This window comes from Sphingomonas longa, assembly GCF_016892685.1.
GTDB classification, from domain to species: domain Bacteria; phylum Pseudomonadota; class Alphaproteobacteria; order Sphingomonadales; family Sphingomonadaceae; genus Sphingomonas; species Sphingomonas longa.
The window spans coordinates 333,438-345,938 of sequence record NZ_JAFEMC010000003.1; the positions used below are offsets into that span (position 1 = coordinate 333,438).

At 64.2% G+C, this 12,501-nt stretch carries 10 protein-coding genes, 1 tRNA gene and 3 pseudogenes; 8 read left to right on the plus strand and 6 right to left on the minus strand.

Going from position 1 to position 12,501, the window contains the following annotated elements; translation table 11 throughout:
* The first annotated feature begins 17 nt into the window (after positions 1-17).
* Together ILT43_RS19690 and ILT43_RS11585 are read left to right on the plus strand one after the other, a co-directional pair.
* Complete coding sequence (locus ILT43_RS19690; protein WP_275431441.1) at positions 18-140, plus strand: hypothetical protein; 123 nt, start codon at positions 18-20, stop codon at positions 138-140.
* Positions 137-1,942, plus strand: a complete 1,806-nt coding sequence (locus tag ILT43_RS11585) for an aminopeptidase P family protein (protein ID WP_204199123.1) — start codon at positions 137-139, stop codon at positions 1,940-1,942. Before ILT43_RS19690 ends, ILT43_RS11585 begins: the two co-directional genes overlap by 4 nt.
* Positions 1,943-1,991: 49 nt before the next feature.
* Here ILT43_RS11585 and ILT43_RS11590 read toward each other — a convergent pair whose 3' ends face one another.
* Positions 1,992-2,132: a hypothetical protein gene (locus ILT43_RS11590; protein WP_204199124.1), complete on the minus strand. Its 141-nt coding sequence runs from the start codon at positions 2,130-2,132 to the stop codon at positions 1,992-1,994.
* Positions 2,133-2,212: 80 nt separating this feature from the next.
* On the opposite strand from ILT43_RS11590, the gene ILT43_RS11595 reads away from it, so the two are divergent.
* Positions 2,213-2,287 (plus strand) — tRNA-Thr (locus ILT43_RS11595).
* Positions 2,288-2,500: 213 nt separating this feature from the next.
* Here ILT43_RS11595 and ILT43_RS11600 read toward each other — a convergent pair.
* From ILT43_RS11600 to ILT43_RS11610, 3 genes are all read right to left on the minus strand, one after another.
* Positions 2,501-3,251, minus strand: a protein-coding gene (locus ILT43_RS11600; protein ID WP_204199460.1) for an IS5 family transposase whose coding sequence is annotated in 2 segments (ribosomal slippage) — positions 2,501-2,921 and positions 2,920-3,251 — 753 coding nt in all. Because the reading frame shifts where the segments join, the coding sequence is not laid out codon by codon here.
* Between the two features lie 457 nt (positions 3,252-3,708).
* On the minus strand, positions 3,709-4,035 hold the full coding sequence (locus ILT43_RS11605; protein WP_343283970.1) for a DUF4145 domain-containing protein: 327 nt from the start codon (positions 4,033-4,035) through the stop codon (positions 3,709-3,711).
* A 607-nt stretch (positions 4,036-4,642) separates the two neighbouring features.
* On the minus strand, positions 4,643-4,828 hold the full coding sequence (locus ILT43_RS11610; protein ID WP_204199126.1) for a hypothetical protein: 186 nt from the start codon (positions 4,826-4,828) through the stop codon (positions 4,643-4,645).
* 816 nt (positions 4,829-5,644) lie between these two features.
* On the opposite strand from ILT43_RS11610, the gene ILT43_RS11615 reads away from it, so the two are divergent.
* The 3 genes from ILT43_RS11615 to ILT43_RS19880 are packed head-to-tail and all read left to right on the plus strand — an operon-like array spanning position 5,645 to position 6,756.
* Positions 5,645-5,800, plus strand: coding sequence for a hypothetical protein (locus ILT43_RS11615; protein ID WP_204199127.1), 156 nt, complete (start codon positions 5,645-5,647; stop codon positions 5,798-5,800).
* 9 nt (positions 5,801-5,809) lie between these two features.
* Positions 5,810-6,331 carry a toxin-activating lysine-acyltransferase gene (locus tag ILT43_RS11620; protein ID WP_204199128.1) on the plus strand — a complete coding sequence of 174 codons (522 nt, stop codon included), beginning with the start codon at positions 5,810-5,812 and terminating at the stop codon, positions 6,329-6,331.
* Positions 6,331-6,756 (plus strand): tetratricopeptide repeat protein, encoded by a 426-nt coding sequence (locus tag ILT43_RS19880; protein ID WP_425530299.1) that lies wholly within the window; start codon positions 6,331-6,333, stop codon positions 6,754-6,756. The genes ILT43_RS11620 and ILT43_RS19880 overlap by 1 nt, the downstream gene beginning before the upstream one ends.
* A 66-nt stretch (positions 6,757-6,822) precedes the next feature.
* On the opposite strand, the pseudogene ILT43_RS11630 reads toward ILT43_RS19880, so the two are convergent.
* Positions 6,823-6,972: pseudogene (locus ILT43_RS11630) on the minus strand (IS5/IS1182 family transposase); the annotation flags it as partial.
* 172 nt (positions 6,973-7,144) lie between these two features.
* On the opposite strand from ILT43_RS11630, the pseudogene ILT43_RS11635 reads away from it, so the two are divergent.
* Positions 7,145-8,293: pseudogene (locus ILT43_RS11635) on the plus strand (IS3 family transposase).
* A gap of 380 nt (positions 8,294-8,673) precedes the next feature.
* Here ILT43_RS11635 and ILT43_RS19885 read toward each other — a convergent pair.
* A pseudogene (locus ILT43_RS19885) lies at positions 8,674-8,948 on the minus strand (IS5 family transposase); the annotation flags it as partial.
* A gap of 925 nt (positions 8,949-9,873) precedes the next feature.
* Between ILT43_RS19885 and ILT43_RS11650 the strand changes: the two are divergent.
* Positions 9,874-12,501: a S8 family serine peptidase gene (locus tag ILT43_RS11650; RefSeq protein WP_204199130.1), complete on the plus strand. Its 2,628-nt coding sequence runs from the start codon at positions 9,874-9,876 to the stop codon at positions 12,499-12,501.

Here is a 12,501-nt window from a genome sequence, read left to right on the forward strand (position 1 = left end):
AATGCCACAAGCGGCGGATGTTGATCCACGCCGCCATGCCTCCACGCACCTCTCCCGATCGCTATTCCGCATCCGAATTGGAGGCCCTGTTCCAGCGCCTCCACTTCCTCCACTTCGGTGCCGCGGCGGTGCGCCGATGACGGTCCATTCCGCGCGACTCGAGGCCCTCCGCGCAACATTGGCGGACCGGCAGCTCGACGGTTTCGTGGTGCCGCTCACCGACGAGCATATGAGCGAATATGTCGGCGACTATGCGCAGCGGCTGGCGTGGCTGACCGGATTTCAGGGCTCGGCCGGCACCGCGGTCGTGCTCGCCGACCGGGCGGCGATCTTCACCGACGGACGCTACACGCTGCAAGTGCGCGAGCAGGTGTCCGCGGACGATTGGGACTATGTCGACGTCCCCGCAACGTCGATTGCCGACTGGCTGGCGGTGAACGCCGCGTCCGGTGCGCGCATCGGCTATGATCCGTGGCTGCACACGCGATCGTGGGTCGATCAGGCCGGTGCCGTTCTCGCCGACCGCGCCGTGGCGCTGGTGGCGGTCGCGGCGAACCCCGTCGATGCGATCTGGACCGATCGTCCGGCCCCGTCGCCCGCCAGGCTGACGGTCCAGCCCGACGCCGTCGCCGGCGCGTCCTCCGCCACCAAACGCGCGCAGATCGCCGACTGGCTGACGGAGAAGAACGCCGATGCGGTCGTCCTCTCGGCGCTCGATTCCATCGCGTGGGTGCTCAACACGCGGGGCGGCGATGTCGATCACACGCCAGTGGCGCTGAGCTATGCGATCGTTCACGCCGATGGGGAGACCGACCTGTTCGTCGCGCCCGAGAAGGTCGACGACACGGTCCGCCAGCACCTCGGCAACTCCGTGCGCCTGCGCGATCGTGCCGGCTTCGCCGATGCGCTGGCGGGCTTTGCGGGCCGTCGTGTCGCTGTCGATCCCGCCGGGTCGGTTGCTGCCATCGCCGACGCGCTGGAAGCCGGGGGCGCGACGACGCTGCCGCTGCGCGACCCGGTGCTGCTGCCGAAAGCGATCAAGAACGCGGTCGAGATCGCCGGCCACCGTGCCGCGTCCCGCCGCGACGGCGCGGCGCTGACCCGCTTCCTGCACTGGGTGGCGACGGAGTGTCCGAAGGGCGGCCAGACCGAACTCAGCGCCGCCGCCAAGTTGCTGGAGTTCCGGCAGGAAACCGGGCTGTTGCTCGACACCAGCTTCGACACGATCTCGGCGACAGGTGGCCACGGTGCCAGCCCGCACTACCGCGTCACACCGGAATCGAATGCGCCGATCGAACTCGGGCAGTTGTACCTCGTCGATTCCGGTGGCCAATATGCGGACGGCACCACCGACGTTACGCGTGTGCTGCCGATCGGCGAACCGACCGCGGAGATGCGCGACCGCTTCACCCGCGTGCTGAAGGGGCACATCGCCATCGCCACCGCGATCTTCCCCGATGGCACGATGGGTGGCCAGATCGATGCCTTCGCGCGGCGTCCCCTGTGGGAGGCGGGGCTGGATTTCGGTCACGGCACCGGTCACGGCGTCGGCGCGTACCTGTCGGTGCATGAGGGGCCGCAGCGGATCGCCCCGCCGGACCACCCCAGCGGCCAGGCGCTGGAGCCGCTGCGCGCGGGCATGCTGCTGTCGAACGAGCCCGGCTATTACAAGGCGGGCGAGTACGGCATCCGCATCGAGAATCTGCTGCTGGTCGTGCCGCATGCGGTAGCCGGCGGCGATCCGGAGCGGGCGATGCTGGCGTTCGAGACGCTGACCTTCGCCCCGATCGAGCGTAACCTGATCGATCCGGCCCTGCTGACCGCTGATGAGCTTCTGTGGCTCGATGCCTATCACGCGAAAGTGGCGGAGATCATCGGCCCGTTGCTGGCGGATGGGGAGGTCAGGGAATGGCTTGCGACAAAATGCGCGCCGCTTGGGTGATGGAGCCGCTTGCCTTCGCAGTGGCCCCAATCTCGGCGTGGGAACCGATCTACGCAGACGGATCGGTATCCGGCGGCGGCCGGTCGGCAGGAGCGTCGACGGCCTCGCGCGCCTGCGCCTTGCGCCGCTTCAAATTGGCGCGCAGTTGGGCCGCCAGCCGTTCCTCGCGCTCTCGATCCTTATCGGCCATGCCCGGCGCTAACCCGCTCCCCAAGCCTTGACAATCCCGCCCGCCTCGTCTCTAGGCGCTGCTCCCGCCCGTCGGCGAGTGCTGCCGTAGCTCAGTGGTAGAGCGCATCCTTGGTAAGGCTGAGGTCGTGAGTTCAATCCTCACCGGCAGCACCATTTTTCAACGACTTACCTTGTCACCGTGGGGCGGATCAGTCCATGGCACGCAGGCGCGGGACATTTCTGTTGTCGTCATTGCGACGAGCTGCATTTCGAAAGATTCGAATTGGGTTGGCAGGGGCTTGGCGAACCGCGTGGTGGCGTTGGCGTCCCATATCCTTGGCGATCAGCCGGCATGCTACTCTCTAAATACCTAGCGCCGATCGACATTCAGCGAAGCCAGATCATGGCAGCGACGAGATGGACGAAGCCGGTGAAATGGACGGTGCGGCGGTCGTAGCGGGTGGCGAAGCGATGGAAATGCTTGAGGCGGCCGAAGCACCGCTCGATCTGGTTGCGATGCTTGTAGGCACCGACATCGTGCGGGATGGAAATCTTGCGGTTGCGCTTGGACGGGATCACCGCCTCAGCCTTCATGGCGGCGATCCGGGCACGTAAGTCGTTGCCGTCATACGCCTTGTCAGCCAGAACGGCCTTTGCCTGCCGGCCTTCGAGCAGGGCAGAAGCTGAGACGATGTCGCTGGCCTGCCCAGGCATGATGCGAAACCGCAAGAGGCGGCCGAACGTAGTGGCGAACATGTGGATCTTGGTCGTCAGTCCGCCTCGGGAACGCCCCAGCGCCTGATCCTTACCCCCCTTTTCCAGTCGGTGCCTGCTGGTGGGCGCGAACGATGGTGCTGTCGATCATCAGATCCTGGTTGTTCCCGTCGGTCGTCAGCGCCTCGATCACCCGTTCCCAGACGGCGGCATGGCACCAGCGGCTGAAGCGCTGGTGCACTGTCTTCCACTTGCCATAACGCTCAGGCAGGTCGCACCAGTGTGCGCCAGACCGCAGCACCCATACACATCCGTTCACGAACAAGCGGTTATCCACGCCCGTCCGGCCGGGATCCGCCACCTTGCCCGGAACCAGCGCCGCAACCCGTGACCACTGCGCCTCGCTCAACTCGTACCGCTTGATCCCCATCACCTGCACCGCCCCTCAACACGGATACCAATGAATCAGCCTTGAACCCGTTTGGGAATCCTGAATGTCGATACAGGCTAGAAGGTCGGCGGCTGGCGCGGGTGCAGGCGACAGCTCCTCGAGCATGTTGCCGAACGAATTGGCGCCCGTGTCGCCCTCGGACACGGCGAACGCGAGGCCCGTCGCCCTGCCCGCGCGTGGATATGGATCCTGGGCGAGGATTATTACGCGCAGCCGCGTCGGATCGGTGAGGTCCAGCGGCAGCGCCGGCGTGGGGCGCGCGCCGCGGAGCGCTTAGCTGCGCAGGCGTTCACTGAGAGCCAGCATGTATGCCGCCTGGCTCTCGTTGCCCAGCGCATCGCGCCAGGCGGGCGAGCGGAGCGGCCAGCCGCCGGGTTCGGTCCAGTCGGTCATGGTTGCACGCCTGCCATGCCTTGGTTGAGGAGACGAGTCACCGACGTTGCCGGGTCGGGCGTGGCGGCACCGCCCCGCGGAGTCTCGCCGTCCGGGCTGGCTGCACGGCCACGCAGTGCAGCAGTGCCTCAGCGGCGTCCAGGATGGTGTCGAGCTGATCCGGATCGGGTCGCCAGCCCCTGTGCCCGGCGGCGCTGCCGGCGTCGGTCATCACCCGCAGCGTCTCGAGTTCGGCCTCCCCGACAGTCCCGGCCCCCCGCAGCTGGCGCAGCTTGGTGTCGAAGTCCGCACCGGCATCGGCGCCCGCGAGATCGAAGGTCCGGTTGAGCAGTGCGCGCACGCCCATCGCGGCTAGCGTGGGCAGCTAAGCGGCGAAAGCGCGGTAAACCTCGTCCGCTAGGTCGCGTGCGGTCTCGTGGGCCAGCGTAGCCAACCATGGCGGCCGGACCTGTCGGGTGCGGCCTTGCGCTCGACGTCCTGCAAAATCGACTCGCTCCTCGGATCGAGCGAGATCAGGTCGCGCGGCGGCGTTCCGGCCCCGGCGCGCTCGCCGAACGCCAGGCCGAGCACGCTGTCCCTGACGCCCCGTCGTTGACGAGCAGGTCGAAGTTGCGGACCGCCTCGCTTCGGTCGGCGGCCTGATCCGGCGCCCCGCCCATCGGCGACGCGGTCGACACCGCTGGCCAAGGCGCAGGCCCGGCGGCCCATCCGGCGGGATACGACGGCCGTAAAGCACGGCATCGACCGGGTCGACGAGGCACGGCGGGCTTATCCTGAGCCGGTACTCCTCCGCCCGCGCGCTCGTCCTCACCCGGACGCAGGCGGCGAGTGTCGCCGTGGTGATCAATCCTCCGTCGTTAAAGGCCGCCGCCTCCTCGCCCCACAGCGCGTCGGCGCTGACGCCCGAGAAGACGCACTTGCCCGGCTCGTTCGAGGCGGGGTCGGCAAGCATGTAGCCCCTGCTGCCCGTCCTAGCAGGCGGCCAGCAAATCGAAGGCCGGGCTGTCCGCCGGCTCGCCCTGGACAACCACGCCGCGAGGGGAATCCAGCCGCATGAGTTCTAGGTTCTTGCGGGCTTCCCGGCAGGCGTCGGTAATCACGGTGATGCGCTTGACCCCGGTGAGTGCGATCTCGTTGCAGAAGGCGCTGGAAACCATTCGGTACCTATGCTTCAGCGAGTCGCTGAACAGCCACGAGATCGACCCGAAGCTCGCGTCTGTCAGCCCGTGGCCGCAGAACGCGAGGAGTAGTTGGACCGGTATGGTGATCTGTCCGTGCTGCGCGGACGGTCTGGTCGCGCTTTGAGATCCCGCCGGTGGCAACAAGCATACTTAACTGGGCTCTGTTACGGATCAACGCTGGACGTTGCCGACGTCTTCTTGGCCTACCGCGCGAGTGGCGCCGGCAGCGGCAAAACGGGCGGAACTGATCTCAAGAAGGGTCAGGGCAAACTTGATCCGATGTCGGAAATCGTAGGGGATGCGGAAGGAGAGATCGCTCTTGCCGGCGTTGATCGATCGCGCCCGCTCGCCAGTAAGCTGGGCGGGCCAAAAGCGACTCCCCTATCGCTTCCGGGTGACGAGACTGCGCCGCCGATGGTCGACCGTCCAGTCGTAACTAGCGCCACGCCGAGCGCTCGGTCGACGGGCGCGACCGCGCGCGCGATCGGCGCCACTGCTCCCGCTCCGGTTGAATGGTCCAAGGCGCAGACGCCGCCGACCGGACCGGGCGCATCCGAGCGCTCTGCTTCGGCGGAACATCCGAGCGAACAAGTCCTTACGCACGCCGCCGCTCCCGCTCCGCTACCATCGTCCGCCCCAACCGTCGACGATGTCCCGGCAGGCGCACCACCGGCGCGGTTCGCGTCCGCTGCGCCCTCCGAAGCGACAGCACGTGCAGCAGCGATCCTGCGTAGGGGGCAGGCCGGGTCGCTCAGTGCCTCCGGCTCACTTGCGCTCGACGGACCCCGGAGCGTGGCGACCATCACGGCGCGCTCGGGAGATGTGCGCGCGGATCGATTGATTGCGGCAATGGCGGCGTTCCAAGGCGGCGGAGAGATCGGCATGGGCGTTCTGTCGGCGGCAGCTCCGGTCGATCACCTGCTGGCGCAACTGGCGCCGGCGGTTTAGGCGCGTACCATGGATTGCAACGGTGCCCCCGCGACAGTAGCCGAGGCTCTCGGTCAGGTAACCTGGCTGTTCAGCCAGTCACCTGCGCACAAGCAGCTCAAGATCGCCGACCTTGAATGGTCGGTGATGCCAGCGCTTCTGCACGAGCAGTTCCGGGTGTTCCGGTTCGGTCCGTTGCCGGGGCTGGATCATATCGATCCGCATGCGTTCCCGCCGGGCATGGGCCGCGCAGGGCTTGAGCAGATGCCGCTTGGGGTTGCGCTTTGGGGCTGGCTGTCGGAAGCCGCCGAGGCAAAGGTAGAGCAAGGCGTACAGCTCGAGAGTGCCGACTGGAATTCGGGCGACCGGCTATGGCTACTCGAGCTGATCTCACCCTTCGCGACATCCGAAAACAAGCTTGCCGAAATCATGCTTGCCGATCTGATATCGGGTCCGTTCGCCGGCGAGCGGTTTAGTCTGCACAGGATCGATCCGACGACTGGACGCAAGGACAAGGTCACCGTTCACGGTACCAGCGGCCCTGTAGTTTGATGAGGGAGGTCTGGGTCTTGCCCTTGGCCTTACTCGCCAGCTGCGTGACAACCCCGGCTTGTCCTGACTTTGGAGTCGCCGCACTACAGTGCCGGGCTGAGCGCGGTGACAAGATTGCTCAACTTGAGCTTGGAAAAGCTTACGAATTCGGCAGTGACTTGGAGCAGAACTACACGCGCGCCGCCGACCTGTACAGGAGGGCAGGCGCCCAAGTATCAGGCACGACATACGTCTACTCACCACCTGTGGGGCAGTCGCGGGGTCAAGTTGTGGCCGTCCGGATCGGTCCCGACCAGACCGGGTTAGCTGAGGCGAAATATCGGTTGGGAATGCTGTATCGGCTTGGACGTGGTGTTGAGGAGAACCATGATCGTGCTGCAGAGCTGATCAACACAGCTTTGATAGAAGGCTACGTGGTGCGCTAGACTTCGCCTTTTGACATCGTCGGGGCGACGATATTTGTGACATAGGTCAGGACTCGTTGATCACAGCTAGAAGATGACAGTGCCTGCGAGGATAATGTTGGAGAAGAAGGCGGCAGGGCAGCGATCGTAGCGGGCGGCGACCCGACGCCAGTCTTTGAGGCGACCAAACATGATCTCGATACGGCCGCGACGTCGGCAGCGGCGCTTGTCGTATCTAGAGTCACCGCACGAAAGTGAAGTTTACCTACGCTAGGATCGAAGGGCGGCGAACGCTGACGGTGCTAACGTCGAAAGGGTATGACGACCGCCTAGTCGAGGAGGGCGTGACGTGACCCCCGTTTCTTCATCCGCCTGGACCTAGAGACCGGCCCTGGAAGGAATGGACGGAATGGAGCGGAAGCCATTTCCGGAAGAGCAGATCATCGGCGTCCTGAAGGAGGCCGAGGCAGGTGCGGTGGTGACGGAGGTGTGCCGCAAGCACGGGATGCCGAGCGCGACCTACTGTGCGTGGAAGGCGAAGTTCGGTGGCCTCGAGGTGTCCGACGCAAAGCGTCTGCGGGCGCTTGAAGTGGAGAACGCCCGGCTCAAACGGTTGCTGGCGGAGACGATGCTTGACAACGCAGGTCTGAAGGACCTGCTGTCAAAAAAATGGTGACGCCCGCCGCGAAGCGGGAGGCGGTCGCGCATCTCCAGACGGCGCTGGGTATGAGCGAGCGGCGGGCGTGTATGGTTGTCGGAGCGGATCGCACAAGCATGCGATATCGCTCGTGCCAAGGAGAGGATGGCGACCTGCGGTCGCGTTTGCGTACGCTGGCGCAGTGGCGCCGACGGTTCGGCTATCGGCGTCTGCACATCCTGCTGCGACGGGACGGCATCGCGATCAACCGCAAGAAGGCCCAGCGGCTCTACCGTGAGGAAGGTCTGACGGTGCGTCGCCGAAGGGAAGAAAGCGCGCCGTCGGTGCGCGGGCACCAGCGCGCGTGCTCGCGCTACTCAACCAGCGCTGGAGCCTGGACTTCGTCCATGATCAGATGACCACGGGGCGGCGGTTTCGCATCCTCAACATCGTCGACGACGTGACGCGCGAGTGCTTGCGGGCGGTGCTGGATACGTCGATCTCGGGCAAGCGGGTGGGGCGAGAACTGGCCGACCTGATCGCCCCCAGGATGATCTTCAGTGACAACGGGACCGAACTGACCTCGAACGCAGTGCTCGCATGGTCGGGCGATACCGGCGTTGAGTGGCACTATAGCGCACCATGCAATCCGACGCAGAACGTTCGCCGAAATCTTCAATGGTCGCATGCGCGACGAAATGCTCAACGAGATGCTGTTCTTCACGGTCCGCCAAGCGCGCTCGATCCTCGCGCTGAATCGATGATTACGACACAAAGCGACCGCACTCCTCGCTCGGCTATGCCACACCAGCGGCGTTCGCCGCACAATTCGAAAAACAACGGCCGGGCTTAAACCCGGCCGTTACTTCACCCGCGCTCTTGCGCAACAACGACGGTCGGTTTCTGGTTGCCGCTGGATGAAAGGCGGGGGTCACGTCAATACTGAACAGCGTTCACGATAATCATTTGCCTGCCAGTTACATCGGCATCGGTAAGTATCGCAGCGTTCGAAACAGGTTCCGCATGCAGCACTCAACAGAATGTCGGCTTTTTTGTCTTGCAGAGGTTTTTAGTGCCCTTCCGCCCTGTCCGTCGAACTCTCGCTTTTGCAGAGGCTCGAGCACGGCGACGATACACCCATCTGCGATCGCTTTCGTATCGAACTCCGGCAGTTGAAGGTTGGCATCCACGACATACGCCGCGTCGTCCCCGACCCTGTGATCGTGATCGACGAGCGACATACAAAATTACGATTGGCCCGAGCTGTGGCCGTCAGGGCGCCTAGGGTCAGGACTCGTTGATCATAGCCAAAAGATGACGGTCGCAGCGGGGGCGATGGCGGAGAAGAAGGCGATGGGCAGCGGTCGTAGCGGGTGTCGACCCGGCGCCAGTCCTTGAGGCGGCCGAACATGATCTCGATGCGTCTGCGGCGCCGGTAGCGGCGCTTGTCGTACCGGACCGGCTCGCTGAGCACCTCTTTCACCTGATCGATGCACCGACGACGCCCTGCGGGGCTCAGAAGTTTCCCCGCGCCGCCTAGCGCAGGATGAGATTGTCCAGCGTCAGGTCCGAGATCGCGCGGCGCAGCCGGAGGGCTCTCCTGAGCTTGTCGAAGGGTTCTCCTTCTACAGATCCTTCATGCGCGCCGAGCCTGATCCGTCTCCAAGCCACCCTACTCCTTGCGCCAGTGATAGCAGGTCTGCATCGCTGACCGCGATGCGCCGACCGGCCTCGGCGGTCGTGCCGCCCTGACCCAGCATGATCTCAACCTCGCGCAGCGTGCCGGTAATCTCCTCAGGCTTGTGCTTCCTGGCAGGCGTTCGTCGTCCCTTACTCGATCCAGACCGCTATCGTCGATGAACCACTCAGAAGGGGCAGCTCTCTTGGGCAGATGCACCCCAAAAAGCCAAACGAAAATAATTTCACTTTAGTCATTAACAATAAAGTTTTAACGCTGTTCCAAAACTGGGCAATTGATTACGCTACAGGATGTTAGAATATTACATTGTGTCGCCGTGTAGATAACCGGTAATTAGGCCATTGAATTTGCGAAAAACAATTCGAACCCGCACTTGGAGTGAGGTGAATTCTCGCCTGACCTAACCATCTATAATATATAGACTTATTTGGCAGGCAGAGTCAGTACGAAAACTAGATTGGCATTGAGCCTGTACGGCGCGCCCTGGCCCTTGACTCAAAAATGGCTTTCACCCCTAATCAGCGCAGTAATCGCGTCGGGAGGGTAGTGGAGGTTCATCGATCACGCAGCCGTAGCAGCGGCCGTATCGCTGGAGTGACAAGTTCGGGAAAACATACATCCGCTGGCCATAATCGTCGCGCGTCGGGAGATGCGCATCGATCGGACGGCATGCCGAAATTTGACCGTAGAGCCGTGTCCGCAACGTGCCGGGCCGGGGATCGGCGCGCCCCAAAGTCATCGGGACCGAGTTTCCATGATCGTCCGACATTGGCTGTCATCTATTCAGGGAGGTTATACGACGATGGGCTATAGTTCGAACTTCACGGCGGCGAACGCGACGCTTGGATTTGCTGCCGATGCGAACGTCGCAGCAGCGGTAGCCGCGCCGCCGACAGGAAAGGCTTACGACGTCAGGACCGGCCTTGCAGTCACCACGGCGTTCGACTTCTATGTGCCCGCTACGAATGCTGAAACCCTGCGCCAGTGGCACCTGACCCGGCTCGGCGATATCCTTCCGGTATGGCAGGAATTTACCGGTCGCGGCGTCAGCGTCGGCATCTATGACGAAGGTGTGCAGAGCACGCATTGGGACTTGAGCGCCAATTACGATTCATCGCGTCATGTCGTCATCGACGGCGTCACGATCGGTGGCAACGAGGTTCCGGGGCCGCACGGCACCTCGGTTGCCGGCCTGATCGGTGCTGCCCTCAACGGTCGCGGTGGCGTCGGTGTCGCATTCAACGCCTCGCTCACCAGCGTGAACATCTTCGATCCCGACAGCCCCCTCTATGTGAATGGCGGCGCGTCGTTCTTCGATGCCATGTCCCAGATGAACCGGTATGACGTCACCAACCATAGCTGGGGTTCATACAACCCGCTTATCAGGTCGTCCAATTCGCGCGGCGTCGTGGGAACGGCCCAGAACGCTCTCGCGCAGGCCGCGGAGATGGCCGCCGAGACGGGTCGAGCCGGGCTTGGAACGATTATCGTCGCTGCCGCGGGCAACACGCCGGACGATGGCCAGAACGATGGCTGGAAGACCGATCGCCACACTATCGCGGTGTCCGCCTATCGAGAGGCCGATGGTGCGGCATCGAGTTACAGCAACCACGGACCGCACCTCCTCGTCGCGGCGCCGTCCAGCGATAGCGCAATAATCGGTGGCACCGGTCTCGTCACGACGGACCTGCTCGGCGAGGCCGGCTACAATACCTCCTTCGATCCGCAGGGCGCAGCCGACTATACCAATCAGTTCGGCGGTACGTCGGGCGCGACGCCGATCGTCACCGGTGTCGTGGCATTGATGCTCGACGCCAACGACGATCTCGGCTGGCGCGACGTCAGGAACATTCTCGCGGCCTCGGCCAAGCTGCCGGTGGCGTTCGAAACCGGACCCGTCGCCATCAACTTTCAGTCCGGTTCGAGCACGGCACGGAGCGTCCTGAACGAACGGTCTTTCCAGCTCGCCGGCGATGCCGCGGGCTGGAACGGCGGTGCGATGCACTACAGCAACGACTATGGCTATGGCGCGGTCGATGCCTATAACGCGGTGCGGATGGCCGAAGTGTGGTCGCTGTTCGGAGCGGCCGGGACATCCGCGAACGAGGTCTCGGTTTCCACGGGCGTGGTTCCCGTCGGGTTGACGTCGAACGGCTCGGTCAATTTCAACAGTGCCGCTCCCGGACAGTTCGCCGGCGGCTTCCTGGAAGAGCCCGTCAGGTTCAATTTCGCGGTCGGCCAGAACGTGGATGTCGAGCATATCGACCTGACGCTCAATTTCAGGATGCCGGTGGACGTCTACGGCAACGAGAACCAATTGTTGGGATCTGCCTTCGCGCAGATGTTCATCAGCCAGATCGCACTCGTCGCACCGGACGGCACGACCGCCTTCACGGCCCAGACGGGTCAATTGGCGCAAGTCGACCGGAACTCTCCGGATCAGGAGTTCACGTTCGGATTCTCGGGATTCCGGGGCGTCGCAACGCAGGGTGAATGGACGCTTCAGTTCATGAATCTCGACTTCGACGCGAGGCCCTCGTTCTTCGGGCTCAACGACACCCGCCTGACGATCAACAGCCTGACGATGGACATGTTCGGCGCAGGCGCGTCGCGTGACGACGTGCATAGCTATACCAGCGAGTTCTTCACGATGGCGGCCATCGCCGGAGAGGGGGCCCGTCGCACGCTGTCCGACACGAACGGTGGCAACGACTGGATCAACGCTGCGGCGGTGGCGGCGAACATCGACGTGTCGCTGGTCGAGGGCGCAACGACCCGCTTCGGCACGCAGGATGCCTTCACGATCGCGGCGAACAGCCGGATCGAGAATGTGGTGACCGGCGACGGCGCCGATCGCCTGACCGGCAACGGGCTGGACAACAGGCTGTACGGCATGCGCGGTGCCGACTGGCTGAACGGCGGGGCCGGCAACGACAGGCTGTTCGGCGGTGCGGGCACCGATGTCTTCGCGTTCGATACGGCCGGGATCAGCGGTTTCGACCAGATCCTCGACTGGAGCGGGGGCGACCGGATCGCGACGACCAAGCAGCTGCGCGGTGCGGATGTGACGGGTCTCATCACGGTCGGTTCCAACGCCTTGCTGCTGCTCGACAACAGCCTTCGCGGCGACACCGCGGAACTCGTCGGAGAGGGCGGCGCGGTACTGCGCGCAGCCGGTCGGTCCAGCGGCTACTGGTGGTACGACTTCGTCTCCGCCGGGACGGACGGCTTCACCGATGGTCGCGTGATGGAGATGGCGTCGGTCCAGACCGGCTCCGTGAGCAGCGATGCCGGCGCACTGCCTGGAGCGTTCGCCGCATCGCTGGGTGCGAGCGGCGCCGGTACGACGTTCGAGATGCAGGACGCAGCCTTCTACCTGTACGACACGATGGGCGACGCCATGTCGACGGGCGCGCTGACCCTGGCCTGA

Excerpts from the sequence above, each read along its gene's own strand:
- ILT43_RS19690 (WP_275431441.1), top strand. The coding sequence starts at position 18 with ATGTTGATCCACGCCGCCATGCCTCCACGCACCTCTCCCGATCGCTAT.
- ILT43_RS11585 (WP_204199123.1), top strand. The coding sequence starts at position 137 with ATGACGGTCCATTCCGCGCGACTCGAGGCCCTCCGCGCAACATTGGCG.
- ILT43_RS11590 (WP_204199124.1), bottom strand. The coding sequence starts at position 2,132 with ATGGCCGATAAGGATCGAGAGCGCGAGGAACGGCTGGCGGCCCAACTG.
- ILT43_RS11610 (WP_204199126.1), bottom strand. The coding sequence starts at position 4,828 with ATGGTTTCCAGCGCCTTCTGCAACGAGATCGCACTCACCGGGGTCAAG.
- ILT43_RS11620 (WP_204199128.1), top strand. The coding sequence starts at position 5,810 with ATGGATTGCAACGGTGCCCCCGCGACAGTAGCCGAGGCTCTCGGTCAG.
- ILT43_RS19880 (WP_425530299.1), top strand. The coding sequence starts at position 6,331 with ATGAGGGAGGTCTGGGTCTTGCCCTTGGCCTTACTCGCCAGCTGCGTG.
- ILT43_RS11650 (WP_204199130.1), top strand. The coding sequence starts at position 9,874 with ATGGGCTATAGTTCGAACTTCACGGCGGCGAACGCGACGCTTGGATTT.